This is a genomic window from Synechococcus sp. 'PEA 65AY6A-5F PE A', from assembly GCF_047462575.1.
GTDB lineage: Bacteria > Cyanobacteriota > Cyanobacteriia > Thermostichales > Thermostichaceae > Thermostichus.
This window is the reverse complement of record NZ_JAOALE010000051.1, coordinates 1-14,171: the sequence shown is the minus strand read 5'-3', so window position 1 is coordinate 14,171 and position 14,171 is coordinate 1. Positions and strand designations below refer to the sequence as shown.

The 14,171-nt window shown below is 61.9% G+C and carries 12 protein-coding genes; 5 read left to right on the top strand and 7 right to left on the bottom strand.

Annotated elements, in window-relative coordinates; all coding sequences use genetic code 11:
- Window positions 1–62: 62 nt before the first annotated feature.
- Together GG26_RS12715 and bioB are read right to left on the bottom strand one after the other, a co-directional pair.
- Entirely contained in the window at window positions 63–2,144 is a 2,082-nt protein-coding gene (locus GG26_RS12715) for an ATP-binding protein (RefSeq protein WP_071813535.1), read from the bottom strand.
- 132 nt (window positions 2,145–2,276) lie between these two features.
- Complete coding sequence (gene bioB / locus GG26_RS12710) at window positions 2,277–3,209, bottom strand: biotin synthase BioB (protein ID WP_414390981.1); 933 nt, start codon at window positions 3,207–3,209, stop codon at window positions 2,277–2,279.
- A gap of 142 nt (window positions 3,210–3,351) precedes the next feature.
- Here bioB and GG26_RS12705 point away from each other — a divergent pair, with 142 nt between their 5' ends.
- A complete protein-coding gene (locus GG26_RS12705) occupies window positions 3,352–4,329 on the top strand; it encodes a deoxyhypusine synthase family protein (RefSeq protein WP_099834974.1) in 978 nt (325 codons plus the stop codon).
- A 7-nt stretch (window positions 4,330–4,336) separates the two neighbouring features.
- Here the strand turns inward: GG26_RS12705 and GG26_RS12700 are convergent, their stop codons facing one another.
- The 3 genes from GG26_RS12700 to GG26_RS12690 are packed head-to-tail and all read right to left on the bottom strand — an operon-like array spanning window position 4,337 to window position 6,298.
- On the bottom strand, window positions 4,337–4,897 hold the full coding sequence (locus tag GG26_RS12700; RefSeq protein WP_011431439.1) for an ankyrin repeat domain-containing protein: 561 nt from the start codon (window positions 4,895–4,897) through the stop codon (window positions 4,337–4,339).
- 4 nt (window positions 4,898–4,901) lie between these two features.
- The gene (locus GG26_RS12695; protein ID WP_041438624.1) at window positions 4,902–5,666 is read right to left on the bottom strand and encodes an MBL fold metallo-hydrolase; all 765 of its coding nucleotides are present in this window, start codon (window positions 5,664–5,666) and stop codon (window positions 4,902–4,904) included.
- Window positions 5,663–6,298, bottom strand: a complete 636-nt coding sequence (locus tag GG26_RS12690) for an anthranilate synthase component II (RefSeq protein WP_011431437.1) — start codon at window positions 6,296–6,298, stop codon at window positions 5,663–5,665. The genes GG26_RS12695 and GG26_RS12690 overlap by 4 nt, the downstream gene beginning before the upstream one ends.
- 179 nt (window positions 6,299–6,477) lie before the next feature.
- On the opposite strand from GG26_RS12690, the gene GG26_RS12685 reads away from it, so the two are divergent.
- The 4 genes from GG26_RS12685 (at window position 6,478) to rsmD (ending at window position 11,677) form a co-directional block, all read left to right on the top strand.
- A complete protein-coding gene (locus GG26_RS12685) occupies window positions 6,478–8,889 on the top strand; it encodes a DEAD/DEAH box helicase (RefSeq protein WP_414390977.1) in 2,412 nt (803 codons plus the stop codon).
- A gap of 515 nt (window positions 8,890–9,404) precedes the next feature.
- Complete coding sequence (locus GG26_RS12680) at window positions 9,405–10,169, top strand: HEAT repeat domain-containing protein (RefSeq protein ID WP_228375357.1); 765 nt, start codon at window positions 9,405–9,407, stop codon at window positions 10,167–10,169.
- 60 nt (window positions 10,170–10,229) lie between these two features.
- On the top strand, window positions 10,230–11,120 hold the full coding sequence (locus tag GG26_RS12675; RefSeq protein WP_011431434.1) for a Sll0314/Alr1548 family TPR repeat-containing protein: 891 nt from the start codon (window positions 10,230–10,232) through the stop codon (window positions 11,118–11,120).
- 5 nt (window positions 11,121–11,125) lie between these two features.
- Window positions 11,126–11,677, top strand: coding sequence for a 16S rRNA (guanine(966)-N(2))-methyltransferase RsmD (gene rsmD, locus GG26_RS12670; RefSeq protein ID WP_011431433.1), 552 nt, complete (start codon window positions 11,126–11,128; stop codon window positions 11,675–11,677).
- On the opposite strand, the gene GG26_RS12665 is transcribed toward rsmD, so the two are convergent.
- Window positions 11,674–12,291 carry a hypothetical protein gene (locus tag GG26_RS12665; RefSeq protein ID WP_011431432.1) on the bottom strand — a complete coding sequence of 206 codons (618 nt, stop codon included), beginning with the start codon at window positions 12,289–12,291 and terminating at the stop codon, window positions 11,674–11,676. The genes rsmD and GG26_RS12665 overlap by 4 nt on opposite strands.
- A gap of 126 nt (window positions 12,292–12,417) precedes the next feature.
- The gene (gene glgA, locus GG26_RS12660; RefSeq protein WP_049749844.1) at window positions 12,418–13,812 is read right to left on the bottom strand and encodes a glycogen synthase GlgA; all 1,395 of its coding nucleotides are present in this window, start codon (window positions 13,810–13,812) and stop codon (window positions 12,418–12,420) included.
- Window positions 13,813–14,171: the final 359 nt, after the last annotated feature.

Genomic DNA, 14,171 nt, shown 5'->3' with positions numbered 1-14,171 from the left:
TCTCGGAAGCTCCCGTCTACAGCCCGTCAGGGCTTAGCGGGAGAGGATGTCACTTCTGCTCCTCAAGATTGATGGGTGTGACGGGAGTCCTCCCGCCAGCGGCAACTGGGGGGATCCGTTTCGCCTGGCTGGGCGGCAAACTCCAGCGGCCCGTTTTCGGTGTAGAGGTGCAGGTCGAACCAGAAGGTGGATCCCTGTTCCAGCTTGCTTTCCAGGCAGATGCGGGTGTGGTGTTTCTCCAGGATGTTGCGCACGATGGCCAGGCCCAGGCCGGTGCCCTCCAGGGTGTGGACGCGGTTCTCCACCCGGAAAAAGCGGTCGAAGATCCGCTCCTGATCCTCCGGGGCAATGCCGATGCCCGTATCGGCCACCGCCACCCGCACCGCCTGCGGGGATCCATCCGCCTGCACGACCGGGTGGGCATGCACCGTCACCAGCCCTCCCGAGGGCGTGAACTTGAGGGCATTGCCCAAGAGATTGGTCATCACTTGCAGCAGCAGATCGTAGTTGCCCCACACCAGGGGCAGATCCGGATCGACGAACTTGCGCAACTGGATCCCTTTGTCGCGGGCTTGCAGGTGGTGGGTGCGCAGGGTTTGCTCGATCACCGCTGCAATATCGACAGCCTCGAAGTGGTACTGTTTCCCCGACTCCAGACGGGACAAATCCAACACATCGTTGACCAGGCGGGTGAGGCGATCGGTTTCGCGGTTGGCAATTTCCAGATAGTCCAGCCGCTCCTCTGGCGACATCTGCTCGCCGTACTCGTAGAGGGTCTCGATGAAGGACTTGATGCTAAAGAGTGGGGTGCGCAGCTCGTGGCTGATGTTGCTGATGAACTGGGCCTTGGCCTCGTTGAGCTCCACCTCGCGGGTGATGTCCTGCACCGTCATCACGATCCCCTTGAGGTTTTGCCGCCGCGGATCCGACACCGGCGACAGCAGGATGCGGATGACGCGCTTGGTGGGGCCGCTGAGGTTGACGCGAATTTCCTCTGCCTCTTGATCCCCGCGGGCAATTTGCATCAGGGGGCGGGCCAACTGCTGCCGCAGATCCTCGGGCAACAGCTCCGGCAAGGGCTTGCCCAAAACAGGCTCGCCCTCCCAGCCGAACATGCGGGAAGCCGCCGGGTTGAGCAAGAGTACGCGAAACTCAGCGTCCAGCAAAATGGCGGCATCGACGATGGAGAAAACCAAAGTCTCCAGCTTGGCCTTGGCGGCGGCCAGTTCTTCGATGTTCTGCTCCTCGTAGCTCTGCAGCCGCTCCGCCATCTCGTTAAAGCTGTCGATGAGCTGGGCCAGCTCTCCCCCAAAGGGCAGGTCGATGCGCTGCTTGAAGTTGCCCTTGGTGATCTCCTGGACGCCCTTGACCAGTGCTTTGATGGGGTAAGTAATGGTGAGGGCGTTGACCACGGCTCCCAGGATGGCCAGAACCCACACCGCCAAGAACACTCCAATCGCGACCTCCCGCGCCAGTTGCGTCGAGCGCACGAGGGCGGGGTTGGGGTTGATGCCAAGGCCGAGGGTGCCCAAAAAGCGGCCCTGATGATAGATGCCGACAAAAATGTCCGTCACCCGCCCGGCAGGGGTGAGGTGGGTGCGCACCAGCGGCTGACCCTCGGCAGGCGGGCGGTTGTCCGGCAGTTGGATGCGACGGGTAAGGCTGAGGGAGGTTTTCACCTCCTGGTTGGAAAACGGGATCCCGTAGTAGATGTTCCCCTCCGGGTCGGCATAGAGCAAATAGCGAATGCTGCTGGTGCTCTCAAAATATTGCCGCGACAGCTGGGCCACTTCGCCAATGCGATCTTCTGCGATCAGGGGGGCGACATTGGCCGCCAACAGCAGCCCCAGATCCCGGCCAAAGCGGGCTTCGTTAAAGCGCGCATCCTGCTGCACGGTGCTGACGGCCCAGAAGGTGAAGCTGCTCACCACCAGCGAGACCACCAGCGTGGCCACAAAGAGCAACTGGGTCTCCAGGCGCAGCTTTTGTTTCCAGCGAGACCACCAGCGCCGCAGGGATCCCCAAAAGAACCCCCCCCTTGACGGCTCCCCAGTCTCCCCCGGCAAGGGCTGGGGAGGAGAAGCAGCAGCCGCCTCAGGGGATTGGACTTCGGCAAGGGGCTCGGCAGTGCTGACAGGAGACATGAACCCGACGTGACAACCCTGAAGAACACTGTCGCCACCATTCTGGCATGGCTGCCGACAGGGTTAAGAGGGTTCGATTTTCTGCAAAGATTGTTACAAGCAGGGATCCCGAAAGGGCAAGGGGAGATGCCTCTACAGAGGTTGCAGGCCCAGCTTCTCGAGCAAAGCCGCATCGGCAGCCTGGCCCGGATTGGGCGTGGTCAGCAACCTTTCCCCGGTGAAGATGGAGTTGGCCCCCGCCAAGAAGCACAACGCCTGCTCGCTCTCGGACAGGTTTTTTCGCCCTGCCGAGAGCCGGATCTGGGCGGTGGGCAGCAGCAGGCGGGCCGTGGCGATGGTGCGCACCAGCAGCAGCGGATCGGGCGGGGGAAGCTGGCCTAGGGGCGTGCCGGCCACGGGAACCAAAGCGTTGATGGGCACTGAAGTGGGGGGCGGCGTCAGGTTGGCCAGAACGTGCAGCAGGCCGATGCGGTCTTCGTCGCTTTCCCCAAGGCCGACAATGCCGCCACAGCAGATCTGCAGGCCGGCTGCCGCCACATGGGCCAGTGTCTCCAGGCGATCCCGATAGGTGCGCGTCGTGATGATGCGGGGGTAGAACGCCGGCGAGGTGTCCAGATTGTGGTTGTAGGCCGTCAGACCCGCCGCCGCCAATTGCTGCGCCTGGGCAGCCGACACCATCCCCAGGGTGACATAGGCTTCCATCCCCAGCTTGCGCACCAGGCGCACCATCTCCAACACCCGCTCAAACGCCTCCCCTGCCGGGGCCGACCGCCAGGCAGCGCCCATACACAGCCGGGTGGCGCCGGCCCTTTGGGCGGCCATGGCCTGCTGACGCAGCGACTCCAGCGAGATCAAGGGGTAGGTCTCGATCCCTGTCGAGTAGCGGGCGCTTTGGGGGCAATAGGCGCAGTCTTCCGGGCAGCGGCCCGACTTGATGTTGACCAGGGCGCAGAGTTGAACCCGGCCAGGCGGATGGTGCTGCCGATGCACCGTTTGCGCCTCGTACACCAACTGCAGCAGCGGCCGATAGTAGATCTCGCGAACGTACTCTAGAGCAATGGCCATGCCGGCAATGTCCAAAACAAAAGGTTGAAGGGATCCCTAAAAGCTTGCCAGCGCTCTTAGGTTTGGCTATGATACGAAGTCTGTGCCTTGGGAAGGCGAACCCGCCTTGCTTAGAAACCCAACCATGATAACCGCAGAAGCAGTGGCCAAAGGTCCTATCAGCCAATTTCTTAAGCATCACTTTCGCCACTTCAACGCCGCCGCCCTGGTGGATGCCGCCAAGGGCTACGCTGCTCACCTGGAGAAAGGCGGCAAGATGATGGTGACCCTGGCCGGCGCCATGAGCACGGCAGAGCTGGGCCTTTCTCTGGCCGAGATGATTCGGCAGAACAAGGTGCACGCCATCTCCTGCACCGGCGCCAACCTGGAGGAAGACATCTTTAACCTCATCGCCCACGACTTCTACGAGCGGGTGCCCCACTACCGCGATCTCAGCCCGCAGCAGGAGCAGGAGCTGCTGGAGCGGCACCTGAACCGGGTAACCGATACCTGCATTCCCGAAGAAGAGGCGATGCGGCGCCTGGAAAAAGCTCTGCTGGAAGAGTGGACGGCTGCCGATCAGGCGGGGGAGCGCTACTTCCCGCACGAGTTCATCTACCGCATCCTGCGCAGCGGCCGGCTGGAGCCCTACTACCAGATCAATCCGCGGGATTCTTGGGTCTATGCGGCCATGGAGGCCGACTTGCCCATCTACGTACCGGGCTGGGAGGACTCCACCACCGGCAACATGTACGCTGCCCACTGCATCAGCGGCGAGATCCGCCATGTCCATACCGTCCGCACGGGCATCGAGTACATGATCCACCTGGCGGACTGGTACACGCGCACCTCGGCAGAGTGCTCCATCGGCTTCTTCCAAATTGGCGGCGGCATTGCCGGGGATTTTCCCATCTGCGTAGTGCCCATGCTGCACCAAGACCTGGGCCGCAAGGGGATCCCTCTGTGGGGCTATTTCTGCCAGATCAGCGACTCCACCACCAGCTACGGCTCCTACTCGGGGGCGGTGCCCAACGAGAAGATCACCTGGGGCAAGTTAGGGGTCGACACGCCCAAGTTCGTCATCGAGTCGGATGCCACCATCGTGGCGCCTTTGATCTTCGCCTGGGTGCTGGGGTGGTAGGGCTGGCTCAGGGATTGTCCTTATGGTTGGGGCGGGGCCATTGGGAAAGCAGAATCGCCGCTTCCCAGCGGCGCATGTCCTGGGCAATTTGCAAAGGGGTGAGGCCGTAGCCGTCCGGCTCGTCGATCTCAGAGCCATGTTCCAGCAGCAGCCGCACCACTTCAGGGTTGCCCGACCAAGCGGCAAAATGCAGGGCCAAGCCGCCGGCCCCGAAGCAGGCGTTGACGTCAGCCCCTCCCTCCAGCAAGGCTTGGGTGACCTCAGCGTTGCCCAGGCGGGCAGCCTGGTGCAGGGGGCTGGCCCCGCCGCGATCCAACCGGTTGGGATCCGCCCCGGCAGCCAGCAAAAGGCGGGTGTTGAGGCCGCTTTCTACGAAGAACAGAGCCGTCTTGCCCCGCTCCTCAACGGCGTTGGCGTCTTTCCCCAGCCAGAGGGCCAACTGCAGCCGCAGCGGGTTGGCAGTGGCCAGAGCCTGGGGATCTGCCGGCAAGCTGTACCCATAGAGCCCCAGACCGCCTAGCAGCAGGGATCCCAACCCGACACCTACAGCCCACCGCCTGCGCCTCATGGCCCTACTCCTCAAAGAACAGGATGGCGATCCCTTGGCTGGGCAGGGCCTGGGCCGAGAGCAGCAAGGGGTTGCTGAGGGCAGGTTGCGCGGCAGCGGCGGGAAAGAGGCGCAAAAACGCTTCTAGAGGCTGCAGCTCGCACTGGGACTCCTCGGCGGCGGCGGTGCGGTACATAGTCGGGATGACCAACTTGGGCTGCAGCGCTTCGATGGCCGCCTTGGCCGCGGCGGGATCGTAGTTTTTCGGCCCACCCCCCACCGGCACCAGCAACAGGTCAGGGCGAGCCAGCAGGATGGACTGTTCCCGGCCAATGGGCTGCAGTGCCCCTCCCAAATGGACAATGTCGATCCCGGCCATGCGCCAGCGCCAGCCCACGTTGAGGCCAAAGCGGGGGCCCCGCGGCATGCGCACCCCCTGCACGCGGATCCCGTCGATGAAGTAGTCCCCCGGCTGAAACAGCACCCTGGGGTTGCCCGGCACCACGTCCAAAGCCCCTTCGTCCAGGAGACGGCTGCTGAGCAGCACCAGATCGGCAGCAACGCTGGGAGCAGGGTAGCCGGCTGTACAGCCCGCCGGGCGGAAGGGGTTGACCAGAAAGCGCTTGCCCTCCCCCTCGAACAAAACGCAACTGTGGTGCAGCCAGGTCAGTTGCAGGCTCTGGGGGGTGAACTCCAGGGATCCCCCTGTTTGAGCACCCGCCCGCTGACCCCCTACGGCAAGGGATCCCAGCAGGCCGGCGCTGGCTTGCAAAAGTTGGCGACGCTTCATGGGCACGGGATCCCTGACGCGACGACGGCAGCCGCCGGCTGGGGCGATCCCGAACCATGGTGCCGAGCCAGGCGCAGAAAGTTGCCTAGCAGGCGCTTGCCCTCTGTGGTCAAAATGCTTTCTGGGTGGAACTGCACCCCCTGCACGTGAGGGTAGCGGCGGTGGCGGATCCCCATGATGATCCCACTGTCCGTTTGAGCCGTCACCTCCAGCTCTTCAGGACAGGTGGAGGGCTCGATGGCCAAGCTGTGGTAGCGGGTGGCCGCAAAAGGCCGGCTTAGCCCCTCAAATACCCCCACCCCTTGGTGGTAGATCAGCGAAGTTTTGCCGTGCATCAACTCAGGGGCGCGCACGATCTGGCCACCGTAGACCTGGCCGATGCACTGGTGCCCCAGACAGACACCCAAAATGGGCAACTCTGGCCCCAGCTCCCGAATTAGCTCCAGCGAGATGCCTGCATCCTCTGGTCGTCCCGGCCCCGGCGAGATGACTACAGCCTCCGGCTGCATCTGGCGCAGCTCGGCCACTGAGATCTCGTCATTGCGAAAAACCTGCATCGGTGCCCCCAGTTCCCCCAGGTATTGCACCAGGTTATAGGTAAAGCTGTCGTAGTTGTCGATTACAACCAGCACGATGGCACCCGGCGACGGCACCTCATTTTAGCATTGCCCAGGCTTGGGTCTCCCCCAGCGGCAAGACTCGCAGCCCCGAGCCAACACCCGGATCAAGCTTGTATCCTGGGAGATATAGCACACAAGCGGCAGCGAGGTGGCTAGCTTTTAGGTTGTTTTCTGATGACTTTTCGGATCCCATGAACCCGCTTCTCTCCCCGGCAACCGACTTGCTGGACGAGTTGCGCAGGCTTTTCCCTTTTGAGCTGGATGAGTTTCAAATCCGAGCGATTCAAGCTCTAGCAGCTGGGGAATCGGTGGTAGTCTGTGCACCTACGGGATCCGGCAAGACGCTGATCGGAGAATATGCTATTTATCGGGCCTTGTCCCAAGGCAAGCGGGTTTTTTATACAACTCCTCTGAAGGCTCTTTCCAACCAGAAGTTTCGCGATTTCGGCCAGCAATTTGGCCCAGAGCGGGTTGGCCTGCTCACCGGCGACATCTCCATCAACCGGGAGGCGCCCATCTTGGTGATGACCACCGAGATCTTCCGCAACATGCTCTACGGCACGCCGCTTTCTCTGGCTGTCCAACAGGGGGCTTACGCCAGCGAGATGGATGCGTGGGAGCAGGCGGAGGCCCTGAGCCGGGATCCCTTGCAAGACGTGCAGGCGGTGATCCTGGACGAATGCCACTACATGAACGACCAGCAGCGAGGCACCGTCTGGGAAGAGGCGATCATCTACTGCCCTGCCCACATCCAGCTTGTTGCCCTCTCGGCCACGCTGGCCAACAGCGACCAGCTCACCGACTGGATGAACCAGGTGCATGGCCCCACGCGACTGATCGACTCCAGCCATCGCCCGGTGCCGCTGCAATTTCACTTTGCCAATCGCAAAGGGCTGTTCCCCCTGCTGGAACAAACGGAGTCGGGCCAGTGGGTTTGCAATCGCCGCCTAAAAAGCAAACTCCCCAAGTCCGGCCAGTCCTCCTATGGGGGGGTGCCGGATATGGTGCAGGTGGTGGAAAACCTGCGCCAGCGGGACATGTTGCCGGCCATCTATTTCATCTTCAGCCGCAAAGGCTGCGACCTGGCGGTGGCCAGCGTGGGGAACTTGGACTTGATCGCCAGCGAGGCAGAACGGCAGCAGTTGGCCGAGCAGATCGACCGCTTTTGCCGGGAAACGCCGGAAGCCGTGCGTCGGGATCAACTGGATGCCCTCTACCGGGGGATTGCCGCCCACCATGCCGGCATGTTGCCCGCCTGGAAGGGCCTGGTGGAGCACCTCTTTCAGCAGGGGTTGGTGAAGCTGGTCTTCGCCACCGAGACCTTGGCCGCCGGGATCAACATGCCCGCCCGCACGACCGTGATTTCCTCCCTCTCCAAGCGCACCGACAACGGCCATCGCCTCCTGACTGCCTCTGAGTTTATGCAAATGTCGGGCCGGGCCGGACGACGGGGCAAAGATGTGATCGGGCATGTGGTGACCTTGCAATCTCCCTTTGAAGGGGCGCAGGAGGCAGCGCGGCTGGCCACGGCAGGAGCGGATCCCCTGGTGAGCCAGTTTACTCCCACCTATGGCATGGTGCTGAACCTGCTGCAAAAGCATTCTCTGGAGGCGGCGCGGGATCTCATTAACCGCAGCTTTGGCCAGTATTTGCTCTCGCTGCAAAAGCTGCCCGAACAACAGGAGCTCCAGCGCACTCGCGCCGAGCTGGAGGAAATTGACCGCCTCCTGGAGGGGATTTCCGACGAAGATATCGCCCGCTACGAGAAAGTGCAGGCGCAACGGCGGGAAGAGCGGCGCATCTTGCGCTACCTGCTCAAACAGCGAGAAGCCGAGCCGGATCCCACCCTGCGCCTATTGGCCTTTCCCCACATCCAAGCCCAAGAGGAAAAGATCCGCGCCCTGGAAGCCCGCATCCGCGCAAACCCTGCCCACAGGGTTGGGAAAAAGCTGCTGGGTTTACAGGAAAAGCGCCAGCGCCTGCGCAAGCGTCTGCAGCACCTGGAGCGGCAAAGCGACTCGGTACACGAGTTGCGCTGGCAGCAATTTATGGCCTTGGTGGGGGTGTTGCAGGAGTTCGACTGTTTGCGGGAGTATCAACCTACCGCCAGCGGAGAGGTGGTAGCCGCTCTGCGGGGAGATAACGAGCTCTGGCTGGCGCTGGCTTTGCTATCTGGCGAATGTCTAGGCTGTGCTCCCCATCACTTCGCTGGGGTGATCGCTGCCCTGGTGGCCGAGCCTCCCCGTTCGGGTACCTACAGCCGGCTGCGTACTTCCGGGCTAGTCGAGGATGTGCTGCATGGCTTACGAGGCTTGCGGCGGCAACTGTTCCGCAGCCAGCGGCAACACCAGGTGTTTCACGTGCCGATTGGGTTTGAGCCTGGCTTGGCCGGGATCGTGGAACACTGGGCGCAAGGGATCCCTTGGGAACAGCTAGAGGCCAGCACCAACCTGGATGCTGGGGATATTGTGCGCCTGATTCGCCGCACGCTGGATTTGCTCTCCCAGATTCCCTACATACCCCATCTGCCAGCCGAGTTGCGGGAAAACGCTCGCGAAGCCCAAAAACTGCTGGATCGCTTCCCGGTAAGCGAGCTGATCTGAGCGTAGATTGTAAGGAATCTGCCAGGATTCGGTTGCCCCTGGGAATCCTCTGTTTGGGGAACTGGAAGTGGACAAGACAGGTTGTTTTGTCCGTCCAGCCAACTGCGTAGGGCCCACAGTCTGCTGGCGCAAACGCGATGCTGCTCCGGCGGGAAATGCCGCCGGGCCGAAAATTGCTTCGTTGCCAGAAAGATCGCTTAGAGAAGGATGACGATCTCGATGCAGCGCTGAACGGTGCTCGGCTGTGCTCAGTACCCGGTGTTCCTAGGTCTTTCGGAGCGGATTATGCTCCCGCCTGCCTAAGGTGCGGGCGGCTGTCTATGGGGGGGTCACCACCGAGCGCTTCACCGCAGCCATGGCTTGCTTCCGCGCTGCGCTTTTTCGCTCGAGAGCGGGTGGTGGGGGGCCGAGGCTTTTGTTATCCTGTCGCTTAACGGATGCAAGCACGAGTCCCTAGATTGCTGTGTCAGGGAGATTTGGCTCCATTGGCAGGCTCGGAGAGAGGATGGGATCTGATGTTTACTTGGCTCTGGACGAAACACTTTTCTCGCCTAAACCAGAGGCTGCAAAGCTTGGAGGTGGCCCGCGAGGAAAACCTTCTGTCTCCTGATCTGAGCGCCCAAACTCTGCAGGTGGCCCCTGACTTTTGGGAGCGGCAGCACCAGGCTTTCGTCTACCTGGATAAGCAGATGCGAAAGCTCAGCCGTCGCAGCAAGATTTGGGGCGGGATGGCACTGCTGGCTGTTTTGGCCGATGCTGCTTTGGTGGTTGCCGGCTTGGCGATGCTCCAGTCTTGGCAACAGATGCGGGCCGACCAAAACCTTGCTCGCATTGTCCAACAGGCTGCGGCTGCTGACCCTGTACAGCAAGCCTTTGACAACCTGGTGGCCCAATTGCCGCATATGAACGAGGCAGAGCGGTATCATGCCCTAGAGGCGTTGCAGGCCCTTTCGGCCATCGCCATGGCGGGCCGGGGCTCCTACGGCTACTCTCCTGGCATCTCTGTGTACGGCTCTGTTCCTACAGCTGCGACAACCCCTCTTGAGGCCCAACTGCAAACCATCTATCAGTTGGGTCAAATGCGTGCAGTTGAGGCGGTGCCGGCTTTGCTGACCAAGCTTTCTGACGGCGAACCGGCGGTGCGGGAGGCGGCAGCCCGCGCCCTCGGCCAAATCGGGGATCCGCGCGCCCTGGATCCCTTGCACGCTCTCCTGGCCCACGAGACCAATGAGTTGGTTCAGGACGCAGCCATTGCTGCGATTGCGCAAATGCTGCGCTGAAGAGCAGGTCAAGGACGCGTCGATTCGCTAAAAGTTCGTAGTGGGTGCTGAGGCCAGGGGATGAGAAGCGACAAGTTCGGCAGAGGGGCCAAGCTCGCAGGGATCCTGTGTTGGGTGTGGGGATCCGCCTTGCCGGTTTGGGCGCAGGATCCTTTTCGCAGCGGGGCCAATGCCCGCCCCATCAGCCCTGAGGTGGCTGCGGCGTTTGAGGAGTTTTTCTGCGCAGGCCGCTACACCCAGAGCCGAGAGAAGCTGGAAATAGCCAAGAAAGCTTCCCCCGACGAGCCAATGGTCTATGCCCTGTTGGCGGCGCTGGCCTACCAGGAGGGGGATCTGGATGCTTTTGCCCAGTTGGCCACCCAAACCCGACAAGTGGCTGCCGAGCTGAAAAAGACGGATCCCTTGCGCGGCAACCTGTATGAGGGCGTGGGCTATGGGCTGGAGGCGGCCAACACTGTGGTGCGGGAGGGGGTGGTGATCGGGCTGCCCAAGGCATTGCCCACCCTCAATCAATTGTTTGCGTCCATCCGGGCCGCCCAGGCCGTGGACAGCAGCGACCCAGAGCTGAATCTCCTCAACGGCTATATGGATTTGCTGCTGACCTATCGGGAGAAAGCGTTGAATCAATTTCGCCTGGCAGCGCCTGACTATTTGTCCTACCGCGGCCAAGCCCTGGCCTATCGGGATATGAAACGCTTTGACGAGGCGCTGGAGGCGGTGGAGCGGGCCATTGCTGCTTCCTGCAACAACCCTGAGCTCTACTACCTCAAGGCGCAAATTTTGGTTGCCAAGGGCCAAGACCGGGAGGCAGTTCCCCTTTTCGACCAAGCCCTGCAGGCTGCTGCCCAGTTGCCTGAAGCTTTGGTGGAGCAGATCCAGATGGAACGGGATCGTGCCGCCCAGCGCAGCGGGTTAACCGGCCAGTTGCCTACACCGACTCCCTCCCCCTAACACTAATGGGCCTGCGTATCAGCGGCAAACGAGCGCTGCAGACCCCTGCCGGCCTGGGCACTCGACCCACCCCTGGGCGGGTGAGGCAGGCCCTGTTCAACATCTTGCGGGGGCAGGTGGAGGGCTGTCGCTGGCTGGATCTCTGCTGTGGAGCCGGCACAGTGGGGGCAGAGGCCCTGTGCCATGGGGCGGCCTTTGTGGCCGGGATCGAGATCGCCGCCCCTGCCTGTCGCATCATCCGAGCCAACTGGGCCAAGGTGGCGCAGCCGGGGCAATCTTTCCAGGTCATCCAGGGAGATGCCCGCAAGCTGCTCAGCCGAGGCTTGGGTTTGGATCCCTTTGATTACGTCTACTTTGCTCCCCCCTACGAGGCGGGTCTGTATGCCCCCCTGCTGCCGCTGATCCCGCCCCTCCTCAAGCCAGGCGGAACTTTGATCGTCGAGCACCGCAGCAGCCACGAGCTGCCCGACCAGGTGGGATCCCTGCTGCGCTTTGACCAGCGGGCCTACGGGCAAACAGCGCTGGCTTTCTACCGGCATCTGGGAGAGGAGCGCTAGGGGAAGGGGGTGCTGACGAAGCCGATCTCCAGAAGCTGCTGGTAGGCCTGGGTGCCTAGCTCCCGGGTTGGGGTCTGGCTCTTGATGACCTGAATCAGCCAGGCTACGGCCTCCTCGGGGCGCCCGGCAGCCCGATAGACCACGGCCAGATCGTAGGCAGCCTCATCTCGGGCCTGGGCGGCAACGCGGGCCAGCTCCCGCTGCTCTTCGGAGATGCGGTTTTGGATCCCGGCAAAAGCCCGGGAGAGATCTTGGTGGTAGTTGGAGCGCTGGTTGTAGGCGTTGAACACCTGTTGCAGCAGCTCGATGGCCCGGTCGTAGTTTTGCGCTTGGATGGCGGCATCGGCTTCGGCGGCCAGTTGTTCAGCCCGCAACACGCTGAGGGCATTGTTGGGCTGTTCTAGGGCCCGAAACTGCTGCGGGTTGGGAATGAGCTGCTGGCCAGGGGGCAGCTCTTGAGCCGTGGCCCAGAGAGTCGAGCCGACGCCCAGGACAAGGCCAAGCAACAAGCCGAAAGCCAACCGCGCCCAAGAACGGCGCAGAAAGTTGAGCCCTTGGACAGTGGCGTCTTGGCGCCGACCTTGGCCAATAACAGCGGGACGTCGTCCGAACATTGGCAGGCAGTCCTCAAAACCTCGTTAACCCGTTCTACTTTATCTCACTCTGGGTGCCTCCGCCGCAGCTCAGGGATCCCCTCAGCCAGAAGTTGCTGGGAGGCTGGCTGTTTGGACGGAGTAGAGCTAAGTGGGGGCGGGCTGATTCTCAGAGGAGGTCTTTTCCGGCCTCAGCGGCAAGTTCATAATCAGCTCGTACAGGCGCAGGTATTCCAGCGCCGAGCGCTGCCAACTGAAGTCGGTGGCCATGCCCCGCTTTTGCAGCGCCTGCCAAGTGTCTTTGTGCTGAAAGGCCTCCCAAGCCCGCGCCAAGCAGGTGTAGAAGTCCAGGGCTTCGTAGCGATCAAAGCAGTAGCCCGTACCGATCCCCTTGCTGGGAATGTGATGGCTGACCGTATCCACCAGCCCTCCCGTGCGGCGGGCAATGGGCACACAGCCGTAGCGCATGGCGATCATCTGGCTGATGCCACAGGGCTCAAAGCGGCTGGGCATCAAAAAGACGTCTGCTCCTCCATAGATCAACTGAGCCAGTTGCGGCTGGTAACCCTGTTGATAGGCCATTCTGCCCGGGTGCCGCTCGGCCATCTCCCGGATCCGCCCCTCGTAGTAGGCTTCCCCGCTGCCCAGCAAGACAAATTGTGAATCGCTATAGGCCAAAAAGCGATCCAGGGTTTGGATAAGCAGATCGATCCCCTTTTGTTCCACCAAACGCGCTACCATGCCCATCAAGAACACGTCGGGGTTAACGGTCAAACCCAAGCGAGACTGGAGCGCCGCCTTGTTCACCGCCCGGCCGCTGAGGTCGTCGATGCTGAAGTTGGCCTCGAGAGCGGGATCGGTGCGGGGATCGAACTTCTCGGTGTCGATGCCGTTCAGGATCCCCCGCAGGCGCTCCCCTTTCCAGGCCAGCAGATCCTGGAGGCCCTCTCCATGGAGGCTGGTGCGGATCTCCATGGCGTAGGTGGGCGAAACCGTATTCACTTGGTCGGCGTAGAGGATCCCGGCAGCCATGGTGTTGTGGGCGGAAAAATACCAGGGCAGCCAGGTCATGCGTTCCAGTTGCCAACGCCAAGGCCCCTGATAGGCCAGGTTGTGGATGGTAAAGACGGTGCCGATATCGGGAGCCTGGTGCATCCAGGCCGGGATCATGCCGGTGTGCCAGTCGTGGCAGTGGATGATGTTGGGTTTCCAAGGGTAGTAGGTCCAGGCAAATTCAGCCACGGCGTTGGCAAAAAAAGTAAAGCGCCAGAACTCGTCCTCGCCGTAGTAGATGCGGTGGGGAGCAAAACAATAGTGGCTGACCAAGTAGAGGGGCACATCGGTGCCGGGCAAAACGCTTTCGTAAATATCGGCCACCTGCCCCATGACCTGTTTAGACCAGATGGGATCCTTGGAGCGGGGGTATTGCCCCGGTTCCGGGCCGAACTTGTCCCAGAGAAACCCGTACAGGGGCATGATGATGCGCACATCCTGCCCCAGCTTGCGCAAAACGACGGGCAGGGATCCCACCACATCCGCCATACCCCCCACCTTGGCAATGGGGGCAGCCTCCGCCGCTGCAAACAAAATCCTGGCTTGCACCACAATGCCCTCCGTGTTGCGATGACCCTCGTCCTGCTGAGGCAAGCGGATCCCGGCAAAACCCTTCCCATCCTAAAACACAAGGGATCCCTGTGCCGGCCAAGCTGGGGCAGAGCCTCATCCTGAGAAGTGTTGCAATTTATTAATTTTTCGTAAGATAGAAGGGCGGTGCCGCTCAGAAATGCTGGGGGCGGTGCTGCACTGCATTTTTGGTTGGTTGTCTTTTTCTGGAGAAAATTGTCCTATGACCATCGCAGTAGGGCGCGCGCGCCAGGAGCGAGGATGGTTCGACATCGTCG